This is a genomic window from Deferribacter autotrophicus (assembly GCF_008362905.1).
GTDB lineage: Bacteria > Chrysiogenota > Deferribacteres > Deferribacterales > Deferribacteraceae > Deferribacter > Deferribacter autotrophicus.
Genome location: NZ_VFJB01000001.1, coordinates 271,579 through 292,782, shown reverse-complemented (window position 1 = coordinate 292,782; position 21,204 = coordinate 271,579). Strand labels below are relative to the sequence as shown.

Sequence of the window (21,204 nt, the reverse complement as noted above, 5' to 3'; positions counted from 1 at the left end):
ATGATGGTTGAAATCTTATTGGATGCTACAATTAGAGCTGGTACTTCTATCCTGTATGCAACATTAGGAGAAATCTTGACTGAAAGAAGTGGTATTATAAATCTAGGTGTAGAAGGTTTAATGTTAATTGGTGCTTTAAGTGGATTCTATGTTTCCCACATTACTGGAAATCTTTACTTAGGTGTTTTAGCAGCATTTATTTTAGCTGCTTTAGCAGGTATGATACATGGTTTTATAACAGTTTATTTAAGAGCTAATCAAATCGTTAGCGGTTTGGCTCTTACCATGTTTGGAATTGGTGTTACAGCTCTTTTTGGAAAAAAAATGATAGGTATTCCTTTGAATGGCTTTCAAAAAATAGAGGTACCTGTTCTGGCTAAGATTCCAATAATAGGTGTGTTTTTCAACCAGGATATTTTGGTATATTTTAGTTATATTACGGTTGTAATATTGTCTTTTATTTTGTTTAAGACAAAATTTGGTTTAAAGATAAGGATGGTTGGAGAAAATCCTGGTGCTGCAGATACCGCAGGTATAAATGTGTACAAAATAAGGTTTTTCTCCACTGTATTTGGTTCAGGACTTTCTGGTATTGGAGGAGCTTATTTATCGTTGGCTTATACTCCTCTTTGGATTGAAAATATGAGTGCTGGTCGTGGATGGATTGCTGTGGCACTAGTGATATTTGCGTCATGGTATTGTTATCGCGCCATGTTTGGAGCATATCTTTTTGGTGGAATTAATGCTCTCCAATTAAGATTGCAAGCTATGGGTACTAATGTATCTGCTCATATTTTGCAGATGTTACCTTATTTTTTTACTATTATAGTCTTAGTAATTGCAACAATCAGACTGGAAAAGGGAGCTAGGGTAGAACCTGAAGGGTTGGGGCTTCCATATGATAGAGAGGATAGAAGGTAACGCTTTGATAGATTACAAAAAGAAGTTTTATAACTATTTTAAAAACAATGCTAAGATAAATGGTGATATTATCAATGTACAGAGTTTTTTAAATCATCAAGTTTTGCCTGAAGTTTTAGAATGGGTCGCAGGTTTTTTTAAAGAAAGTTTATCAGGTATAGTTTTTGATAAATTTTTAACAGTTGAAAGTAGTGGAATTTCTTTTGCATCAATTTTATCTTATTTAATGGGAAAACCCTTTATTTTCGCAAAGAAAAAACGTCCTATAACTATGGATTCTTTTTATTATAGTAAGAGTTATTCTTTTACTAAACAAACTGAAACTGAACTTTTTGTATCAAAGGATGTTTTGTTAAAAGGGGATAAAATAGTTTTTGTGGATGATTTTTTTGCGCAAGGTGCTACATTAAATTCAATAGAAGATATCTGTAAACAGGCAAATGCTGAAATTTTGGCAAAATGTGTGGTTGTAAATAAAAGTGATAGGGATGATATAATTTCATTAATAAATAGTAGTGATTTAGAGAGAATAGTAGGAGAATGTTATGAATAAAAAAATTATTATAATTTCACTAGTGGTATTTGCAATAGCGATTTTTGGAGTGTATATAAAAAAACAATTAAGTAATGTATCTGATGAAAAGATACATGAACGAAATTTAACTCTTTTATCGAAAAAACTTGAGAATTATAAATTAGATGAAATAGGTGTTAATCTTTTATCTCCGGGAGAGCTTAAAAAACGTGATTTAAATATAAAAAAGAAAGATATTATCAAAGATGCTGCAGTATATGAATACAATTACGGTTTTTTTGGTGTGAGCGTAGCAAAATTTGTATATGCTGATAAAAATCCTGATATAAAAGCATTGGAAAAAGGATTAATTGATCAGCTCAGTAAGTTTAGTGTTAAAGGTACATTAAAGTATTCACAAGAGAATAGGGATACAGACGACTTAAGTATTAGAGTGGTAAAGGGGACAATGAAATACAAAAATTTAGAAAGAGTTGTAGGATTTAGAGCAAAATTGATTACAAATGGTAATATATTTTATCAATTTATAGTAACCTTTGATAATACTGACGACAAAATAATAGAATTAGGAGAAAAGGTATTTAGTTCAATTAGAATTAATAATGAATAAGAAACGTTATATAAATTTACAATTAAAAATTACCCTTATAATCTTTATTATCCTTTTAGCTCTAAATGTATTAATAGGTATTTATTTAGCGTCTAATGTAAAAAAGAAATCGATGTTAATTGTAAAAAATTATGTCAAGACATTACCTTTAATGGTTGATAGAGCAATAAATAATTTTATGGCAAATGGAGATAAGGGGGCTGTAAAAGAACTGGTTCACAGGTTGAGTAAAGATGAAAATATATTAGGGATACATATTTTTGGTAAAGACAGGGATATTAATTGTTCTTATTCTAGTTTTGCTACAAAATATAATCAGGAATATATAAGTTCAATTTATGATAATTTTTTGGAAAAGGAAGGTTTGAAGCTGGTTAAAACTAAACATTTGACATTTTATTCCTACTACAAACCTTACGAAAATGTGGGGACATGTAAAAAATGTCATACGGATGAAGGGAATATTATTGGGGTGTTAAATATTAATGTTGATGTAAATAGAATTACCAAGATTATGAGTGAAGAAGCTACAAAGGTTATAGTGACATTAGTAATATTTTCTATCATCCTTACTGGACTACTTTCTTATTTGATTAATAGATTGATAGTGCATCCGTTACAACTGATAGAAAATGGGATGAAGGAAGTTGCGCATAATAATTTAAATGTAAGCCTAAAACTGAAAACTCGGGACGAGATTGAAAGGTTAGCAAAATATTTTAATTTTATGGTTTCTTCATTGAGGAAGGCTAATTATAAGATAGATACTATGCATAGGAATATGTTGCATGTTGATAGGTTAACAACTATAGGGCAGCTTATGGCTTCTATAAGTCATGAAATAAAAAATCCACTGAATTCAATAATGATAAATACAGATTTACTAATGCATTACTGTGAAAAAATGGGAGATGGACATACGAAAAGATTAGTGGAAGGGATAATCATTGATGCAGAAAGGATTAGGGGGATCATTGATCAAACTCTTCGTTTTTCTAAATATTCTCCAAACAATGTTGAGGTTATAAATTTGGAACAATTTATGAAAGATATTGAAACCTATGCAAGAAGAATTTTGTTTGATAAAGATTATATAAAATTTGAAATTAGTAAAGTTGGTGACTGGAGTGATTGTAAAATAAAAATTTCGAGAATACAACTTGAGCAAGTATTTATAAATTTGATAAAAAATGCTATAGATGCTGTTGAAGGCAAAGATGATGCTAGCATTAAGCTTGTAGTTGATTGTTTAGAAAATGAGATAGTTTTTCAATTTATAGATAATGGGGTAGGTATACCTAAAGATGTTCAGGAAAAAATATTCAATGAATTTTATACTACAAAGAAAGAAGGTACAGGTATGGGGCTTTCCATTGTAAGGGAGATTATTGATGCCAATAATGGAAAAATTGAAGTAATAAGTGAAGAAGGTGTTGGTACAACTTTCAAAATTTATTTACCAAGATTTTTAGGAGAGGAAAATGATCAATAAAATATCTTTTGTAATACCAGTTTATAATGAAGAAGAAAATCTTAAAAGATTGTATAATGAAATAACTGAAGTTGCAAATTCATTAAAATATGATTATGAAATCTTATTTGTGGATGATGCAAGTACCGATAACAGCCTTTCGATAATGAAAGAGTTGGCAGATTTAGATGACCGTGTAAAATATATTTCTTTTGAAAAGAATTGTGGTCAATCAGCAGCTTTGTATGCCGGTTTTCAGAATGCAAGAGGTGATGTAATAATTACTATGGATGCAGATTTGCAAAATGATCCAAGAGACATTCCAAAGATGCTTGAATACTATGGAGAATATGATGTGGTAAATGGTTGGAGATATAACAGGCAAGATACATGGGCTAAAAAGATAGGAAGTAAGATTGGTAATTTTGTTAGAAATTGGTTGACAAATGAAACGATTAAAGATACAGGGTGTGCCTTAAAAATTTTGAGAGCAGATATGGTAAGAAGAATTAAAATGTACAGGGGATTGCATCGTTTTATCCCCACTTTAATGAGACTTGAAGGGGCAAAGGTAATTGAAGTGAAAGTAAATCACAGGCCTAGGGCTTTTGGGCAATCAAAATATACAAATTTAAAGAGAGCAAAAGAAGGGCTATATGATTTGATTGCTGTGAGATGGATGATTAAGAGACACTTAAAAATAAAAGTGAAGGAAAAAAATGTTTAAGACAGAAGCGTTAATGTTAACAATCGGTTTTACTGGTCAATTTTTCTTTTTTATGCGTTTCTTTGTGCAGTGGATTTACAGTGAGAAGAGGAAAAAAAGTGTCATTCCTATTGCTTTCTGGTATTTCAGTTTGGTGGGAAGTGTATGTCTTCTTACATACGCTATTATGCGTAAAGATATTGTGTTTATTGTGGGACAATCAACAGGATTTTTAATATACACAAGGAACTTGTATTTTATTTATAAAGAGAGGAATAGAAAACTTAATGAATCAAAATAGAAGAGTTTATCTCTTTTTGATATTTTACTTTTTTATATTGATTTACCCCCTAAAACTCATCCCTCTTTTTGAAACTACGGAAGCAAGATATTCAGAGATTGCGAGGGAGATGGTAGTTTCAGGCGATTATATAGAGCCAAGATTTAACGGTATAAAGCACTTTCATAAACCTCCTTTTGCTTATTGGATGATAGCAGCAGGTTTAAAACTTTTTGGAATAAACGGGCTTGGTGCAAGATTTTTTGGAGTATTAGCTGCTGTTATCTCGATTTTCTTTTTATACAAGATGTCTAAGATTTTTCTCAAGCAAGATGAGGACTGTTATAATGTTGCATTGATATATGCTTCGAGTTTTCTTTTTCTTGCTATTTCACGAGTGGTTTCCACAGATATTTATTTGACTATGTGGACGGTAGTTGCACAATATTTTTTATTTCGACAGATTTATTATGAAAAACAATTTGTAAATGCGGTTTTTTATGGTTTAGCTTTGGGCTTTGGATTTTTGACAAAAGGTCCCATAATTTTTCTCTTTACTTTACTTCCTTTTTTTATTGCTAAAATTTATGATAAGAATCATAGAAAAGTTTTTAAAGTATCTGAAATATTAACAGCTTTTTTTATATTTATGGTTATATCATTGCCGTGGTATGTAGCTGTGATAATCAAGAATCCTGATTTGCTTAATTATTTCTTAAAGGTACAAACCATAGATAGAGTGGCTACCAATAGATTTCATCGTTATAAGCCGTTTTATTTCTTCATTCTTGTATTTATCGGAGGCTTCATCCCTTATTCATTTTATTTTTTAAAAGGATTATTTAATTTAAAGAAAATGAGTGTAAATTATAAAGTGCTTTTTATTTATATGTTTGTTCCTTTTGTGATTTTCAGCATAGCGAAAAGTAAACTTGCCACATATATTTTACCGTTGTTTCCTGTGTCATCGATTTTTGCCTATATTGGTATTAAGGAATATGATAATAAAATTATTAGATACCTATCTCTTGTTTTTCTAGTGATAATTGTATTTGCGGTAATGTTCAGTGGCTTTTTTTATAAACCTTTAATCCCTTATAAAAAGACCATAGTTTTATACGGTATTTTGGTGATGTTGACGCTTGCGCCGGTGATTATCAATTTAAATAATGAAAAATTTATCAAGTCTGTAGCTTTTTCGATAATTTCGCTTTCTTTTATTATATATCTGGTTTTGCCCTCAATAGGTCCCAGTATAAAAGGTTATAGATTGATGACTTTTAAAATTAATGAACTTGATCCTGAAAAAAAATTAAACGTCTTGGTGTATAATGATTTTATTCCTTCTATTTCATTTTATAGAAATAAGCTTGTTGTTATTGCATATGGCAAGGAAAGGGAGATTCAATTTGAAAAGGATGAAAAGTATAAACAGTTTTATTTGACAAATGATAAAGAGATCAAAGAGTTTGTTAAGAAAAATAATAAATTCTTCCTTGTTACAAGGCCCAAAAGAATCGATATCTTTCAAAAGAAATTTAATGTAAAATGTGAAAAAATCTTTGAACAACGGAAGCAAAGTGCATACCTATGCAATCGATTGGAAAAATAGTTTTTCCCATTTTATCTGCCATTCTACTTATTTTCTCTACACCAGGTTATGACTTTTATCCTTTTGCCTTTATCGCATTTGTTCCTGTCCTATTTACAATAAGCAAAAGTAATAAGATCTTTCTTCCTTCTATCTTATTTGGCACTCTTTTTTATGTATTTACTTTGAAGTGGATAATAATAACGATTAGTGACTTTGGTAATGCACCAAAAATTGTAGGTCTACTAATTCTTGTTGCCTTTTCTATTTATCTATCTTTGTATTATTATCTTTTTTTCTTATGTTTTAAGAAAAAGTTTAATATTATTTTATTAGCATCAATATTTGTAATTTTAGAAATTGTTAAGGGGTATTTATTTACTGGATTTCCTTGGCTAAATTTAGGCTTGACTCAATATAATAATCATTTGTTTAAAAATATATATTCTGTTATTGGAGAAAATGGGGTTTCTTTTCTTATAATTTTGTTTAATTTAGCGTTGTTCAACTTGTTTTTTAAAAAGAAATATTTACCGGTAATTTTTACTATTTTATTTTTAGTTTGTTTGATTTTTGTGGGAAATTTTGGGGTGAAAGATTTCAAAAAATCAAGTGAAATAAATGTTGCAGTGATTCAACCTGCATATGATCAGAAAGAGAAATGGAATCCTTTTAAAAAAGATGATCTTATAAATGATGTGTTGGATTTGTTAAATCAAATCAAAATAGAAGATGTAGAAATAGTGGTGATGCCTGAATCAGTTTTTCCAACGTTTTGCAACAATGAAAAGGAGTTAATCGATTATTTAGCGAATTCCTTACATGATAAGTCTTTGATTTTTGGTTGTTTAAGGTATGAAGGTGAGGTGAAGAAAAAATATTATAACAGCGTATTTTTCATAAATAGGAATGAGCTCTTTATTTATGATAAAATTCATCTTGTCCCTTTTGGTGAGTATTTCCCTTTAAAGAGCTTATTAAAACCTATTGAATACTACTTTTTCCAAGGTGCTGAAGATTTTTCACATGGAAATGAATTTGTAGTGTTTAATGATGGTAACATAAAATATGCTACGCCATTATGTTACGAGTCAGCTTATACTTTTCTTATAAGAAAGTTTTTAAAAAGAGGAGCTAATGTTTTGGTATTTCTCACAAATGATAGCTGGTTTGGTTATTCGAATGGTAGAAAACAGCATCTTGCCATCGATATTGTAAGAAGTTATGAGTTTTACAAACCGGTAATAAGAGGAACACAATCAGGGATTTCAGCTTGCATTAATCCAATAAATAATGACATAAAGTTATTACCTGTAGGTGAAAAAGGGATATTAGAGTGTAAAATATCATTGATAAGTGGAAGCACAATATTTAATAAAATAACGTATTGGTGGTTGTTAATTTTTATTGTTTTAGGAATAATTATAGAAATTAAATGGAAAAAATCAAAGAAAACATATTGATAATTTTTAATAAAAAGAGTAAATATGCTAATGCTAAAAACAAGGAGGTAATGTATGTTTGGATTAGGAACACAAGAGCTTTTAATTATACTTGTGATAGTGCTTGTGATTTTTGGAGCTGGTAAGCTTCCACAGATTGGAGAGGGGCTTGGTAAGGCTATCAAAAACTTTAAAAAAGCCGCACATGAAGCTGAAAATGCTGTGGATATAACTCCAGAAGAAGAAAAGAAACAAGTGGAAGCTAAAAAGGAAGACAAAGACGCATAATAAATGCAAGTTTTAGCAATTGATATAGGTTTAGGTACATCAGATCTTTTATTGTACGATAGTAAAGAAAAAAATCCTGAGAATTATTTAAAACTTATTTTACCATCACCTACGAAATATTTTTCCAGGCAAGTTTCAAGTTTAAAAGGTGATATCTTTGTTGGTGGATACACTGTGGGTGGTGGTTTAATAAACAAAGCATTGAAGAGGCATTTGAAAGGCAACAAAGTATTTATTTCCAAAGAGGCCTCTAAAACGATCAGTGATGATATTAGTGAAGTAAAAGCTGATGGTTTTTTGGTGGTGGAGGATGTATTACATCCTGATATCTTTCTAAAAGAGGTGGATAAAGAAGTTTTGTATTTTATTGAAAGTAGGTGTCAATGTAATATTGACAAAGTGTTGATTGCTGCGCAGGATCACGGGTTTCGCAAAGGGGTGTCTGATAGGGAAGTACGTATCGAATTTCTGAAAAGTTTTTTAAAAAACGGATTGAAAAGTGCTAAGTTTGAGGCTGAAGATATAATTCCTGAAAATTTTACAAGGTGGAATTCCTTAAAAAAACAGTTTAATGATTTTGATATTAAAAATTTTGCCATTTCAGATACTTCCGTTGTGGCTGCTCTTGGAGCCGCTTTTTGTGCGAAGAAATTTCCAGTAATAACTGTGGATGTGGGAAACGGACATACTTTTGCAGCTATTGTGGATGAGAATTATAATGTTTCTGCATTTTTGGAGCATCATACATCGAAATTGACGACAGAAAAATTGATAAGTTTTTTGAAAAAGATGGTTGATTATAACTTGTCACATAATGAAATTTTTGATGATAAAGGGCATGGTGCACATACGTTTTTCAAAATTGAAAACATATCTTATGATAAAATAGATATTTTTGTAACAGGTCCAAGGAGAGAAGAGCTGTTTTGCGAAAATGATAGAGTAAAGTTTGCAAACCCTTTTGGTGATGTAATGATTACAGGTTGTGTAGGATTACTTATGCAACAGTCATTGGTATGAATAATCTTTATTTTGGCAGATACCTTCCTAAAAATTCCATAATTCATAATTTTCATCCTCTTTTGAAATTTTTGATTGGTATGAGCTTGATTTTGTTAATAGGGGTATCTAGCAATATTTATTTCCTACTTTTTAATATAATTTTGCTGTTAATTATATCAAAGACGGCAAAAATACAGGTTTCCTCACTACTGAAATCTGTTAGGCCATTTATTTTTTTGCTTATGTTTACTTTTTTTATACAGCTTTTTTTTACAAGTGCCGGTGATTTTCAATTTAATCTAAACAACTTACAGTTTAGCATAGTCTATACATTGAGATTTTTCATAATCATTTTAGTTTCATCTCTTTTGACAGTTACTACTCCGCCTTATGATTTTGTCAAAATTATTTATTTTCTTTTGCGCCCACTAAAGTTTTTGAAGGTAAATGTGAATGATATAGCTATTTCGAGTATTATTGCTTTAAGATTTATTCCTTTACTTTTTGAGGAGAGTGAAAAGATTCGCATTGCCCAAAAAATCAGAGGTGAAGAAAAAAGTTTTTTAAAAAATTTAATGAGTTTGGATGATTTTTTGATTCCTCTGTTTCATAGAATTTTTTATTATTCTGAGCAGTTATCGATCACTTTAATGTATAAACGAGATTGGGAGAAGGTGTTGAAAATATCAAAACCTGTCAAAACAGATATTCTATTTTTTTTGTTTTTTGAATGTTTGATTTTTATTGGGGTACTATATGTTTGATTTGTGGTTGTAGAGGTATTAAAGGTATTAGGGGTAGTATGGGTTGTAAGAGCAAAGGATAAGTAGAAAATGTATAAGGTTCAAAGTTCAAGGTTCAAGGTTAAAAATAGGTTGAGGGGAATAGGAAAATAATGAATGATCAATTTTAATGTTGAATTATTTGGTAATTAAGAAGTTATTCATGGTTATTAATAGGTAAGTGTAGGTGTGAATGAACGTGCTAATGAACGCTGAATATTTTGAACATTTTATATCTCCCCATTTCCCTATTTCTCCAATTCACTTAATTTGTGTGAATAGAATTTTTGCAGAAATAGGGGCGCTGGGAGAGCAGGTATACCCCAGAATTATTGTTTAGAAAGGAGTTTTTCTGTGAAAGTTAAGAAGAAATGTGTTGTGGAATATGATGGAACCAATTTTTATGGATGGCAAAGGCAGAAAAACGTAAGAACAGTGCAAAAGGTCATAGAAGATGCATTATCAAAAATTTATAAAGCTGAGATAAAAATAGTGGGGTCAGGTAGAACAGATACAGGTGTTCATGCATTGGGGCAAGTATTTCATTTTACAGCATCAAGATATCTTGAAAACAGATCTGTTTTGATGGGATTAAACAGTATATTACCGGATGATGTGGTTATTAAAAAAGTGGATGATGTGGACAACAATTTTCATGCTCAAAAGTCAGCAAAAAGTAAAACCTATCTATACAAAATTTATAATCATCCGGTACGCTCGGCTATTTACAGAAATAGGGCCTGGTGGATTAGAGAAGAAATTAGATTAGAAAAATTTGAGGAATTGTTAAACTGTTTTGTTGGAGAAAAGGATTTTAGTGCGATGTGCCTTAAAAGAAGTGTGCCTGAAAATCCAGTAAGGAAAATTAATTTTGTTAATATTTCTAAAGAAGATACCTTTATTAATATTGAGATAAATGCCAATGGTTTTTTACATAACATGGTAAGAAATATTGTAGGAACTGTAGTGGATATTTATTTTAATAATGGTTGTGTTGATGATATTGAAAAAATACTTGAAAGCCGTGATAGAGAACAGGCAGGTAGGACTGCTCCTGCCCATGGGCTTTATTTGAAAGAAGTTTTTTATTAAAAAATATTTAGTCAACGTTAAAAGGTTTTTTCCCACGAAAAGTGGGGGGTATCCCTAATTCCTGACAAAATTAGCAATTCTTGCAAACAACAAAATTAATACTTTTGGGTATTTAGTTAATGCTATTTATAGCGTTATTAGCCTGTTTTTGGTTTGATGAAAACAAGGGTTTCCATCATGATATATTTTTCATACCACTCTTTAAATTGTTCGTCAACCCATGCTAAATCTTCATCATTTAATTTGCTTTCAAGTAATTTCATCTCTTTTTGGTAATTTTCCAAATCTTCTCTTTCCTCCACATTTAAAAATTCATAGGAATCATTCATTTCGACTACTATTTTTTTTAATTCAAGGTAACGTTCTTTCATAAAACTCCTCTTTCAAATTTTTAATCATTATAAATTAGAATTTTTGTCATTTCAAGTAAAAAAAGACCAAAAAAGTATTATTAAAAAAGATTGAACATTTTTTTAAAAAGAATAAGTTAGTAACTATGGTGTTAGTAGTAGTTTTGCTTTTTTTAATTTTTCCTGTGTCTGTTTTTGCCTGGGGTTTTGAAACGCATATCACTATCGGTTTAAAAATCCTTGAGAATACAAGTTTTAGCTTGATTAAAGAATTTCCGGTTCATTTTTTGCTTGGGAATATATTTCCAGATTTTTTTAATCTTTTTAAAGAGTTATCTACGTTTAAAAAGCAACTTGAGACTCACAGTTGGAATACAGTGTCTAAACTTTTTAAAAATGCAAAAAGAGATTATGAGAAATCTTTTGTCCATGGCTACGCTGCGCATCTTTCTGCTGATATTGTGGCACATAATTATTTTGTTCCTCATAATATTCTGTTAGTAAGTAAAAAGAAATTGTTTTCCCATTTCTTAGTAGAATATGCGGAAGAATCTATTAACAGTAATGAGGTGTATTATACTTTGAGATATCTTCTTGATCATGCTTCTGAAAATGGCGAACTTTTTTTGAGAACTTTTAATGTGGACAAAAAATACTTTGAAAAACAGATAAATCTTTTGAAAAGAGGAGTAACTTATCAAAGAATTTTTGGGATTGCAAAAATTGCTGAAAAGATAAAAAGACTTCGTGTAAAGAAGTTTGAAGATAGGTGCGCTTATTTTGGTGAACAGGCTTATTTTGTAGCAAAGAATGCAGTTGAGAAAGGTTTTTTTAATCTTATAAAATATGATCCAAGTGGCAAGAGAAGGATGATAGTTGCTAGATTACAAAGGGATGTTTTGAAAAGTGATATTGGTAAGAAGAAATTACGAGAATATGATAGGAACTATCTTTTTATAGAAACTCATAAACCTGAATTTAAATAGATACAACTGTTTGATTTATTAGCTGAAATGTTGTAAATAATTTGGCATGTTCTTCTTATTGCTATTTGTAAGCGGCTTTGTGGTAGGGCTTTTGAGCGCTTTTTTGGGTATTGGGGGTGGCTCTATCATTGTGCCCGTTTTAACATTACTTTTTCACATTCCCATCCATGTAGCTATTGCAACAAGCCTAATCTCTGTAATATTTGCAAGTAGCAATGCTTCGGCAACCTATATTAGAAAAGGGTTGACTAATTTAAGATTAGGATTGTTTCTGGAGATAATTACCACAATTTTTGCCATTATAGGTGGTATTATTTCAGTTTCAGTTAGTGAAAAATATCTGTTTATTTCCTTTGGTTCTGTTCTTTTAATAACGGCTTATTTTTATATAAGGAATATTAAAAGGGGAGATCAAGAGAAATTGCTTAATTTACGTCCAGATTCAAAAAGTTTCTTCTCGGGAAAATATTATGATGAAAGATTAAATAAAGAAATTCATTATGTACCCATCAATTTATTTTTGACTTCTACGGTTTCGGGGATTGCCGGTTTACTATCTGGGATGCTTGGGATAGGGGGAGGCGTATTCAAAGTACCAGCTATGAATCTCATTTCTAAAATACCTATTAAGGCAGCCACAACGACCAGCAATTTTATGATGACTCTCACAGCGGCTGCAGCATCTATTGTGTATTTAAAAACAAATCTTATTAATCCTGTCATTGCTTCTTTTGTGGTGATGGGGGTGTTTTTAGGTTCGAATATTGGAATCAGGTTTTTCCCGAAATTAAAAGATAGTAGAATAAAAATTCTTTTTACAGCTTTTTTAATTGTTATTGCATTTCAGATGTTTTATAGGGGGATTCGTTGAAGATTTTAAGAGAAAAGGTTGCAAAAATTTATGGGCTCGGCGTTAAAATTTCGATTTTTTTAATGGTTGTTGGCTTAGTTATTTTTGTTTTAAAAGGAGAAAGATTTGATCTTTATAATCAATTTGCTGGGATAAAGGAAATATTTTTTGGTATTTTAAATTTGAAAGCCATTTCATTTTTTTTATTAGCTATTCTAGTAATAATTTTTACCCCGATTTTAGCTGGTTTTTATATGTTAATTGATTTTTTAAAAAAGAATGATTATAAAAGTGCCTTTATGTGTTTGATAATATTTTTGGTATTTGGAATTTATATTTTTATAAGTTGAAAGGATTATGTATGCAAAAGAGGTGGCGCTGTATTTATTGTAAACCGAAATCCGCGAAAATAGCAAAATTCCATTTAGAAAGAGCTGGATATGAAGTATTTCATCCTCTATTCAAAGAGAAAAAAAGAGTTGCTGGGAAATTAAATGAAGTAACAAGTGAACTTTTTCCTAACTATCTTTTTGTTAGATTTGAACTTGAAGATTATAGACTGGTTAAATACACAAGAGGGGTAAGTAAGGTAATTATGGGGGAGAATGGGGAGCCTGCTGAAGTGCCTGAAGAGATCATACTGTCTATTAAGAACCAGATGAAAGATGGTTTTGTGGTGTTGGAAAAAAGCTTCGAAAAAGGGGAAAAGGTTTATATTACCGATGGTCCATTTAAAGGTTTTGAAGCCATTTTCCTAGAAGAGATAAAACCGAAAGACAGGGTACTCATTTTATTGAAGACCATTAGCGGTGAGCTAAAAGTTGAAATTGATGAATCTTATTTACAAGCAAAAAAATAATTAGTTGCCACTGAAAAAGTGGCAACTAATTATTAATAATTGATTTATTTCAGTTTTACCATAAAAATTCCTCCAGTCTTTGAATATTTTTTATAAAAAAGCTGGGGGATGAAAATTATAATATTGTGCCATATTTCATGTTTTCATATGTGTGTCATTCTTCTTTAAATATTTGCTAGCAACTAATTTAAAAGTTATAAAGATTTTATTTAGTAATTAGTCAACTATAAATATTAAAAATTATTAAGATAATTTAGGCATATGAAAAACCTCTTTTTTTGTAAGCATGGCATAAAGTACACGCACAAGTTTGTTACACAATGCAATCATAGCTTTTCTATGAGGCATACCTTCCTCCTTCTTTTTCAAATAATACGCTCTAAAATACTCATTAAACTTCATAACACCACTTGCCATAAGATAAAGAATACGCCTAAGGGACCGGGATCCTTTTTTACTTATTCTGCCGTTACTATACATACTTCCGGATTGTTTAATAGCAGGATCTATCCCGGCATAGGCAGCAAGTTTACCTTTGTTGGCAAATCTGTTTATATCTTTAATTTCTGCAAGAAAATGGGCAGCGGTAATATCATTAATTCCTTTGATAGAAGTAATAATCTCCATATCATCTTTTTTGGAAGATTTTATTTTATCAATAAATTCCTTCGTAATATTATCAAGTCGGCTATTAAGAAATATGAGCATTTCAACATCTTCTTTGATGACAGTAGCCCAGATATCAGAGGAAATACCAATGGAGGATTTAGCAAGGGATATGAGCTTCTGAGGGGTAATATTTGACTTATGTGCAAACTTCAATTCATCAAGAATCTTTTGAATATCATCTTCATTAGCATTCCTGATGATTTCAGCTGTAGGCATATGTTTAAGGATATGCAAAATGGATTGAGTAAATACATTGGCATTTGCCACAAGTTCAGGAAATACTACAGTAAGATGCTGTTTAAGCTGAGTCTTAACTCTTGCAATCTGCTGAGTAATATGTTCTCTCATCCTGGCAAGTGCGATAATATCATTGGACTCAGGAAGAGCAAAATAATTGAAATGTTCAATATTCTTAGCTATAAATTTAGCAATGATAACAGCATCAATTTTATCGGTTTTGGTTTTTCTGAGAGTAACGGATTGGGCAAATTTTTTGATGAGAGCTGGATTAATAAGACAGACATCTTTCTTTTTGGATACAAGGGATGCTAAGAGGTTAATGTGATAGCTGCCAGTAGATTCAAGAGCAATGATAGAGGAGTCATACTTTTTAATCAAGTCATAGAAGCTGTTAAAACCATCAATGTCCATTTGAAATTCAGCTTCTTTGAGAAGTTCAAGCTTATTGTTAATAATAGCGCAATTAAACTTATCTTTGGAAACATCAACACCTATAAAGAAAGCAAATTTGTCATTTTTCATGTCAAACCTCACTTAAAATATTTTAGTCCCGAATCCAAACTCCCGTTTGACAGTGGCTTGATAGCCAAATCAACCAATAGGGACTTTCGGGACGGGGGACAGACTAAATATGAAGCTTTTAAGCTTATTCCCACTGTAGTCCTCTGTCCCATTCTTAATTCATTACATAATATAATTTTCTTATACAACAAAAAAACGTAGGAGTTCTCACTGAAAAAGTGAGAACTAATTAGAGATTGTCTAGTAAATCGAGTTTATCAAATTATTTTTTTTCTATAATTTTCGTATAATTTTCAAGAAACTCGGAGACATGCATTACTTTCACATTAACCCCTTTCTTGATGAGCCCACCTTCAATTTGCATTATACATCCCGGGCAATCTGTTAGGAGGATTTCTGCGTTAGTATTCTTTATATTGTTTATTTTATTCTCAAGTATTTTTGATGAAATTTCTGCAAAGTCAAAGGAGAATGAGCCACCAAATCCACAACATACATCGCTATCTTTAAGTGGTATAAAATAATCTTTTAAAATTTCTTGTAAAAAGTTTTCTGTTGAAAAGCACAACCCTCTTTTTTGGTGGCAAGGGGTGTGGTATGTGACTTTGTATTTTGCAGTGTATTTGAGCTCTAACCGGTTTTCTGCAAGAAATTGAGATAAAGATTTGACTTTGTTAGCCATTTTTTCACTTTTTTTATAGTCTTGTGGTGAGTTAATGGTGTATTTAGGAAATTCTTCTTTGATTGCCATTCCACAGCTTGGACAGAGAGTGATTATATCTTCATTAATTTTTTCATCAAAATATTTCAGATTTTTAATGATGGTTTTTTTACCATTTTCCCCATCTCCAGCATGAATGGCAGGAAGTCCGCAGCAGACCATTTTCTCAGGAATGTTCACTTTGATATTTGCTCTATCAAGGAGCTTCAAAAGAGTTAGTCCCATTTCCGGATAAAAATATTCAATGGCACAACCAGAATAGAAAGTAACTGATTTTTTATATTTCTTTGATGGTTTTGAGCTGTAAAAATCTTTATAAAGTGCGGTAAAACTTTTTGGTGCTATGGATGGTAATGCCCTGAAGTTTTTCTCTTTTCCCATAAAAGGGATCTTTTCGATTTTTTCATTTTTTAAGAGAGGCCTTTGAAGATATTTGCCTATCTTTGTAATTGTTTTGAATAATGCAGGGTTTGGCATAACATATGAATAAACTGCTTTTTTGGGAAGACTTAGGCCGTATTTTGGTGTAATTGTGGCGTTGATATCTGAGATGAGGCTTTGTAAATCTATTCCTGCTGGACAATTTACAGAACAGGTTTTACAGCCGATACATAGCTTTAAAATCTCATTTGCCTTCTTTTCGTCTCCATAAAATGATGTGAGAATCAATCCTATGGCACCCACATAAGTATCACCGAAAACATGTCCGCCAATTATTTCATATACGGGGCATACGTTGGCACAGCTTCCACATCTGATACATTTTAAAGCTTCTTTTAAATTTTTATTTTTGAATAGAGGGAGTCTACCATTGTCAAGGAAAACGAAATGTACTTCTTTATTTTTATCGTTTTTTGCCGGATAACTTCCTGATATCCATGTGACATAAGTACTTATAATCTGACCTGTGGCACTCTTTGGCAGTGCTCTAATTATCTGTAAAGCATCTTTAAATGTATTTACAAGTTTTTCATATCCAAGAATAATAATATGAACATCTGGGATGGTAGTTGAGAGTCTTGCGTTACCTTCGTTTGTTACAATTCCTATTGTTGCAGTTTCTGCTACGGCCACATTGGCACCGGTTATTCCTACTTTGGCATTAAAATAGTAGTCTCTAAGCTGTTTTCTTGCAATTTTTACCATTGCTTCTATATCATTTTCGTCAATCTTATTCCCTGTGACCTTTTCAAAAAGTTTTGCCACCTGTTTTCTGCTTTTATGTATGGCGGGCATAACCATATGGCTTGGCGTTTCGCCGGCAAGCTGTAAAATCCATTCTCCCAGATCCGTTTCTATGGGGGTAATACCATTTTTTTCCAGAAACTCGTTTAATTTGATTTCTTCTGAAGTCATGGACTTTGATTTAACAATGATATCGGTATTGTGTTTTTTGCAGACTTCCAAAATGTAGTTGTTTGCATCTTCTGCTGTGGCTGCTTCATAGACATAACAACCTTTTTTTAAGGCATTTTCTTTAAATTTATTATAAAGATTTATAATTTCCTCATAACTTAAATCTTTAATATTATTTATTTTCGTTCTGATTTTTTCAAAGTTTAGACCCTGGTAGGCTTTTTCTTTAGATATTTTATAGCTTTCAGCAAAGGTTTTTAAATTTTCGGATAAAATTTTATCATTAATTTTTTCTTTAATTAATTGCTTCAACATGGTAGCTACTCCTATCTGTCATTAATTATAAAAATGTTAGTTTCACAAGGACCATGTACGCCGATTGTGAGGACTCGTTCGATATCTGCCGTTCTACTGGCGCCTGTAATGAATGCGATATAGCTGTCTTCAGATGTTTTTTCTTTTAGAAATGTAGATATATCTTCAAGTTTTTTCAAAATCTTTGACTTGAAGATTACAATATCCAGCTTTTCAGCAAGACAAGTTGCTTTCCTTAAATTGTAATTCTTCGAATCAATTACAGCAGTTCCGGTTTCTGCAATTCCAAAATCAGCTTCTATAACAGCAGCAGCGATACCGTTTTTGTCAATCTCTAGGGTTTTATGTATAGAGTATGAAGGTAAATAAATAAAATCGTATTCTTTTTTTAAATCTATTTTTAAAAAGTCTTCTTCATTTAAAACATGATTTTTATTTCCCACTAATTTTGAATATTGAATAAATGTTTCAACCATATAGCCCTCCGAAATGGTAAGACCATTATAAATACATGTTGTAATGGTTGTCAATATTTTATTTATTTATAAAAATATTCTAAATATCAAGGAGAAAAGAGCTTGACAAAATATAGGTAATATTATTATATGGTATTACCAATTGTTGGTAATAAAAAATGGGAGGTCATTTTATGAAACGTTTTTTGAAAACCTTGCTTATTGCGCTGTTTGTAATTTTTATGTTTAATCAGGTTTATGCAAAAACTTACCGCTGGAAACTTATAACTACTTGGCCTACCGGGATTCCTTGGCATGAAACAGTTTTGCATTTTGCAAAAACTGTTGAGGAACTGTCTAATGGTGAGTTGAAAATTAAAGTTTTTCCTGCTGGTTCAATTGTTCCTGCGTTTCAGGTTTTCGATGCAGTAAGGAATGGTGTTGCTGAAATGGGGCATGATTGGCCAGGTTATTGGAAGGGGAAAGATCAGGCTTTTGTTGCATTTGCTTCTGTTCCTTTCGGAATGAACAATATTGAGTATTCCATTTGGCTTATGGCTGGAGATGGAATGAAGCTTGCAAAAGAGCTTTATGGGAAATACGGACTTGTACCACTTTTGGGAGGAAATTCCGGACAAGAGATGGGCTTTTTTACTAAAAAGCCTATTACTGAAGTGTCTCAACTAAAAGGTATGAAAGTAAGAACAGTGGGTTGGGCTGCTGATATTCTTAAAAATATGGGTGTATCAGTTACACCGCTTCCTGGTGGTGAAATATATCTTGCTTTTGAGAGAGGCGTGTTGGATTCTGCAGAATTTTCTACTCCATTTATTACTTATCCTATGGGTTTTCAAGAGATTGCAAAGAATGTTATGGTACCTGGATGGCACCAAACTGCAGTTCAGTTGATGTTTGAAGTAAACAAACGCGCTTATGATAAACTTCCAGATCATCTCAAAAAGGTTCTTGAGGTTGCTTCAAGAGAGACTCAACTTTGGGATTTGGCAAGAAGTGAATATAATAATGCAAAGGCAATAGAAAAATATTTGAAAGAAGGGGTAAAATTTAATAAACTTTCAGACGAGTCTTTAAATGAATTAAGAAAAACTACAAAGGCTTATTTGGATAATCTTAGAAAGCAAAGTCCGTTTCTTGATAAAGTTCTTAAATCTCAAGAAGATTTCATCGCTGAATACTCAAAATGGAAAGATTTACGCAGCGGTGTTTCTGCTTATCCATATCAAGAATACATTAATGGTAAACATTACGAGTAGTTAAAGGGGGGAGTTTACTCCCCTTTTTTTTCAATCGGAGGTTCTAATGAGAAAAATCGTAAAATTTATTGATGCTATTAATGAAGTTATAGGTAAAATAACGAGTATTTTGGTATTCGTGTTACTTTTTGTGGTGGTTTTTGAGGTTGTAAGAAGAAAAGTATTTAACAGCCCTACAATGTGGGCTTTTGAGTTAAGCTATATGCTTTATGCAGTTATGTTTTTAATGGGGTTTGGTTATACTCTAAAGCATAAAATGCATATAGGGATAGATGTTATATACTCAAGATTGAGCAAAAAAACTCAAGGTATCTTAGAATTAATAACCTTTGTTATATTTTTTCTTCCTTTTACATTGGTTGCTATAAAATCAACCTGGACTTTTATGCTGCAATCTTGGCAAGGGTTAGAACATAGCCAATCGCCTTGGGCTCCACCTGTATATCCTTTTAAAACTTTTATGCCAATAGCATTCTTTTTCTTATTGTTACAAGGAATATCAGAAGCAATCAAATCTTTTTACAAAATAAAAGGTGAGGAGATAGAATGAGTCCTGAATTTTTATCTGTTGCAATGTTTGTTGTTCTATTGATAGCTGTTTTTTTAGGTCATCCATTAGGAATTACTCTTGGTGGTCTTGGTATAATTTTTGGTATTTTGGGTTATGGTCCAGGTGCTTTTTTCATATTGGCAAATAAAACATACGGATTAATGACGAATTATGTGCTTGTGGCAATACCTCTTTTTATCTTAATGGCACAGTTTCTCGATAAATCAGGGGTAGCTGAAGAACTTTATGAAACAATGTACATAGTTTTAGGGCCTGTAAAAGGAGGGCTTGCACTTGCAACTGTTGTAGTTTGTACGGTTTTTGCAGCTACAACAGGTATTATAGGTGCTTCCGTGGTGGCAATGGGACTTTTGGCAGCTCCTTCAATGTTAAAAAAAGGATATTCCAAGGAGTTGACGGCTGGTGTTATCACAGCAGGTGGAACACTTGGTATATTAATTCCTCCTTCCATTATGTTGGTGGTTTATGGTGGGTTGATTGGAATGTCTGTTGGAAAGCTTTTTATGGCTGCATTTATGCCGGGACTATTATTATCTACACTGTATTTAATATATACATGGGTTTACTGTACATTTATAAATCCTGAAGCCGGACCTCCTATTCCAGAAAAAGAGCGTGTTCATACAACAGGTCAAAAATTATTAATGACGCTGAAATCTATGGTGCCACCTCTATTTTTAATTTTTGCAGTTCTTGGTAGTATTGCAGGTGGTATTGCTACTCCTACTGAGGCTGCTGGTTTGGGTTGTATTGGAGCTTTGGTTTTGGCTGCTTTAAACAAGAGATTGGATTTGAAAATGTTAAAAGAGGCTGGGTATTCTACTTTGAAAATTACTTGTATGGTTATGCTTATCTTTGTTGGTGCTAACTTTTATACATCTATTTTTATGGGTTTAGGTGGTGGTGACGTCTTTACAAGTATACTCTTTTCAATCAGTTCGAATAAATGGGTGATTTTAGGTATTATGATGTTTATTATTTTTATCCTTGGTATGTTTGTGGATTGGCTCGGTATATTGCTTTTGTGTGTTCCTATTTTTACTCCTATAGCTGTTGATCAGTTGAAGTTTGATCCATTATGGTTTGCAATGATTGTTTCTGTAAATTTGCAGATGTCATTTTTAACACCTCCTTTCGGATATGCACTGTTTTACTTAAAAGGGGTTGCCCCAGAAGGTATGACAATGGGACATATATACAGAGGTATTATACCATTTGTTATCCTCCAATTAATAGGGCTTGCATTATGCCTAATTTTCCCAGAGATTATTACATGGTTGCCATCTGTTGTGTTTAAACAATAACAAAGAGGTATT

23 protein-coding genes are annotated in these 21,204 nt (G+C 31.6%); 19 read left to right on the top strand and 4 right to left on the bottom strand.

Annotated elements, in window-relative coordinates:
• The 12 genes from FHQ18_RS01355 to truA all read left to right on the top strand — a co-directional run bounded on the left by FHQ18_RS01355 (position 1) and on the right by truA (position 10,720).
• A complete protein-coding gene (locus FHQ18_RS01355; protein ID WP_149265372.1) occupies positions 1-921 on the top strand; it encodes an ABC transporter permease in 921 nt (306 codons plus the stop codon).
• Positions 899-1,474 (top strand): phosphoribosyltransferase family protein, encoded by a 576-nt coding sequence (locus FHQ18_RS01350; RefSeq protein WP_149265371.1) that lies wholly within the window; start codon positions 899-901, stop codon positions 1,472-1,474. The genes FHQ18_RS01355 and FHQ18_RS01350 overlap by 23 nt, the downstream gene beginning before the upstream one ends.
• A complete protein-coding gene (locus FHQ18_RS01345; RefSeq protein WP_149265370.1) occupies positions 1,467-2,066 on the top strand; it encodes a hypothetical protein in 600 nt (199 codons plus the stop codon). Before FHQ18_RS01350 ends, FHQ18_RS01345 begins: the two co-directional genes overlap by 8 nt.
• Positions 2,059-3,558 carry a sensor histidine kinase gene (locus FHQ18_RS01340; protein ID WP_149265369.1) on the top strand — a complete coding sequence of 500 codons (1,500 nt, stop codon included), beginning with the start codon at positions 2,059-2,061 and terminating at the stop codon, positions 3,556-3,558. Before FHQ18_RS01345 ends, FHQ18_RS01340 begins: the two co-directional genes overlap by 8 nt.
• Positions 3,548-4,264, top strand: coding sequence for a glycosyltransferase family 2 protein (locus tag FHQ18_RS01335; RefSeq protein WP_149265368.1), 717 nt, complete (start codon positions 3,548-3,550; stop codon positions 4,262-4,264). The genes FHQ18_RS01340 and FHQ18_RS01335 overlap by 11 nt, the downstream gene beginning before the upstream one ends.
• Positions 4,257-4,544 carry a lipid-A-disaccharide synthase N-terminal domain-containing protein gene (locus FHQ18_RS01330; protein WP_149265367.1) on the top strand — a complete coding sequence of 96 codons (288 nt, stop codon included), beginning with the start codon at positions 4,257-4,259 and terminating at the stop codon, positions 4,542-4,544. Before FHQ18_RS01335 ends, FHQ18_RS01330 begins: the two co-directional genes overlap by 8 nt.
• Positions 4,531-6,135, top strand: a complete 1,605-nt coding sequence (locus FHQ18_RS01325) for an ArnT family glycosyltransferase (protein ID WP_149265366.1) — start codon at positions 4,531-4,533, stop codon at positions 6,133-6,135. Before FHQ18_RS01330 ends, FHQ18_RS01325 begins: the two co-directional genes overlap by 14 nt.
• The gene (lnt, locus tag FHQ18_RS01320) at positions 6,114-7,577 is read left to right on the top strand and encodes an apolipoprotein N-acyltransferase (RefSeq protein ID WP_149265365.1); all 1,464 of its coding nucleotides are present in this window, start codon (positions 6,114-6,116) and stop codon (positions 7,575-7,577) included. The genes FHQ18_RS01325 and lnt overlap by 22 nt, the downstream gene beginning before the upstream one ends.
• Positions 7,578-7,631: 54 nt before the next feature.
• On the top strand, positions 7,632-7,844 hold the full coding sequence (gene tatA, locus FHQ18_RS01315; RefSeq protein ID WP_149265364.1) for a twin-arginine translocase TatA/TatE family subunit: 213 nt from the start codon (positions 7,632-7,634) through the stop codon (positions 7,842-7,844).
• Positions 7,845-7,847: 3 nt separating this feature from the next.
• Complete coding sequence (locus FHQ18_RS01310) at positions 7,848-8,864, top strand: DUF1786 family protein (protein ID WP_149265363.1); 1,017 nt, start codon at positions 7,848-7,850, stop codon at positions 8,862-8,864.
• Positions 8,861-9,610: an energy-coupling factor transporter transmembrane component T family protein gene (locus FHQ18_RS01305; protein WP_149265362.1), complete on the top strand. Its 750-nt coding sequence runs from the start codon at positions 8,861-8,863 to the stop codon at positions 9,608-9,610. The genes FHQ18_RS01310 and FHQ18_RS01305 overlap by 4 nt, the downstream gene beginning before the upstream one ends.
• Positions 9,611-9,982: 372 nt before the next feature.
• Entirely contained in the window at positions 9,983-10,720 is a 738-nt protein-coding gene (gene truA / locus FHQ18_RS01300) for a tRNA pseudouridine(38-40) synthase TruA (RefSeq protein ID WP_149265361.1), read from the top strand.
• A 137-nt stretch (positions 10,721-10,857) separates the two neighbouring features.
• Here truA and FHQ18_RS01295 read toward each other — a convergent pair whose 3' ends face one another.
• Positions 10,858-11,091: a hypothetical protein gene (locus FHQ18_RS01295; protein WP_149265360.1), complete on the bottom strand. Its 234-nt coding sequence runs from the start codon at positions 11,089-11,091 to the stop codon at positions 10,858-10,860.
• Between the two features lie 125 nt (positions 11,092-11,216).
• Between FHQ18_RS01295 and FHQ18_RS01290 the strand changes: the two genes are divergently transcribed.
• The 4 genes from FHQ18_RS01290 to nusG are packed head-to-tail and all read left to right on the top strand — an operon-like array spanning position 11,217 to position 13,765.
• Entirely contained in the window at positions 11,217-12,056 is an 840-nt protein-coding gene (locus FHQ18_RS01290; protein ID WP_149265359.1) for a zinc dependent phospholipase C family protein, read from the top strand.
• A 46-nt stretch (positions 12,057-12,102) separates the two neighbouring features.
• The gene (locus tag FHQ18_RS01285) at positions 12,103-12,927 is read left to right on the top strand and encodes a sulfite exporter TauE/SafE family protein (RefSeq protein ID WP_149265358.1); all 825 of its coding nucleotides are present in this window, start codon (positions 12,103-12,105) and stop codon (positions 12,925-12,927) included.
• Complete coding sequence (locus tag FHQ18_RS01280; RefSeq protein WP_149265357.1) at positions 12,924-13,256, top strand: DUF1634 domain-containing protein; 333 nt, start codon at positions 12,924-12,926, stop codon at positions 13,254-13,256. Before FHQ18_RS01285 ends, FHQ18_RS01280 begins: the two co-directional genes overlap by 4 nt.
• Before the next feature lie 11 nt (positions 13,257-13,267).
• The gene (gene nusG / locus FHQ18_RS01275; protein ID WP_149265356.1) at positions 13,268-13,765 is read left to right on the top strand and encodes a transcription termination/antitermination protein NusG; all 498 of its coding nucleotides are present in this window, start codon (positions 13,268-13,270) and stop codon (positions 13,763-13,765) included.
• Between the two features lie 243 nt (positions 13,766-14,008).
• Here nusG and FHQ18_RS01270 read toward each other — a convergent pair whose 3' ends face one another.
• The 3 genes from FHQ18_RS01270 to FHQ18_RS01260 form a co-directional block, all read right to left on the bottom strand.
• Complete coding sequence (locus FHQ18_RS01270) at positions 14,009-15,196, bottom strand: IS110 family RNA-guided transposase (protein ID WP_149265355.1); 1,188 nt, start codon at positions 15,194-15,196, stop codon at positions 14,009-14,011.
• Positions 15,197-15,458: 262 nt separating this feature from the next.
• Positions 15,459-17,588: an L-lactate dehydrogenase (quinone) large subunit LdhH gene (ldhH, locus tag FHQ18_RS01265; protein WP_149265354.1), complete on the bottom strand. Its 2,130-nt coding sequence runs from the start codon at positions 17,586-17,588 to the stop codon at positions 15,459-15,461.
• Between the two features lie 11 nt (positions 17,589-17,599).
• On the bottom strand, positions 17,600-18,064 hold the full coding sequence (locus FHQ18_RS01260) for an LUD domain-containing protein (protein ID WP_149265353.1): 465 nt from the start codon (positions 18,062-18,064) through the stop codon (positions 17,600-17,602).
• A 173-nt stretch (positions 18,065-18,237) separates the two neighbouring features.
• Here FHQ18_RS01260 and FHQ18_RS01255 point away from each other — a divergent pair, with 173 nt between their 5' ends.
• From FHQ18_RS01255 to FHQ18_RS01245, 3 genes are read left to right on the top strand one after another with little or no spacing between them, the layout of a single operon-like run.
• Positions 18,238-19,317 carry a TRAP transporter substrate-binding protein gene (locus tag FHQ18_RS01255; protein ID WP_149265352.1) on the top strand — a complete coding sequence of 360 codons (1,080 nt, stop codon included), beginning with the start codon at positions 18,238-18,240 and terminating at the stop codon, positions 19,315-19,317.
• A gap of 46 nt (positions 19,318-19,363) precedes the next feature.
• Positions 19,364-19,867, top strand: a complete 504-nt coding sequence (locus FHQ18_RS01250; RefSeq protein ID WP_149265351.1) for a TRAP transporter small permease subunit — start codon at positions 19,364-19,366, stop codon at positions 19,865-19,867.
• Positions 19,864-21,192, top strand: coding sequence for a TRAP transporter large permease (locus FHQ18_RS01245; RefSeq protein ID WP_149265350.1), 1,329 nt, complete (start codon positions 19,864-19,866; stop codon positions 21,190-21,192). Before FHQ18_RS01250 ends, FHQ18_RS01245 begins: the two co-directional genes overlap by 4 nt.
• Positions 21,193-21,204 lie beyond the last annotated feature (12 nt).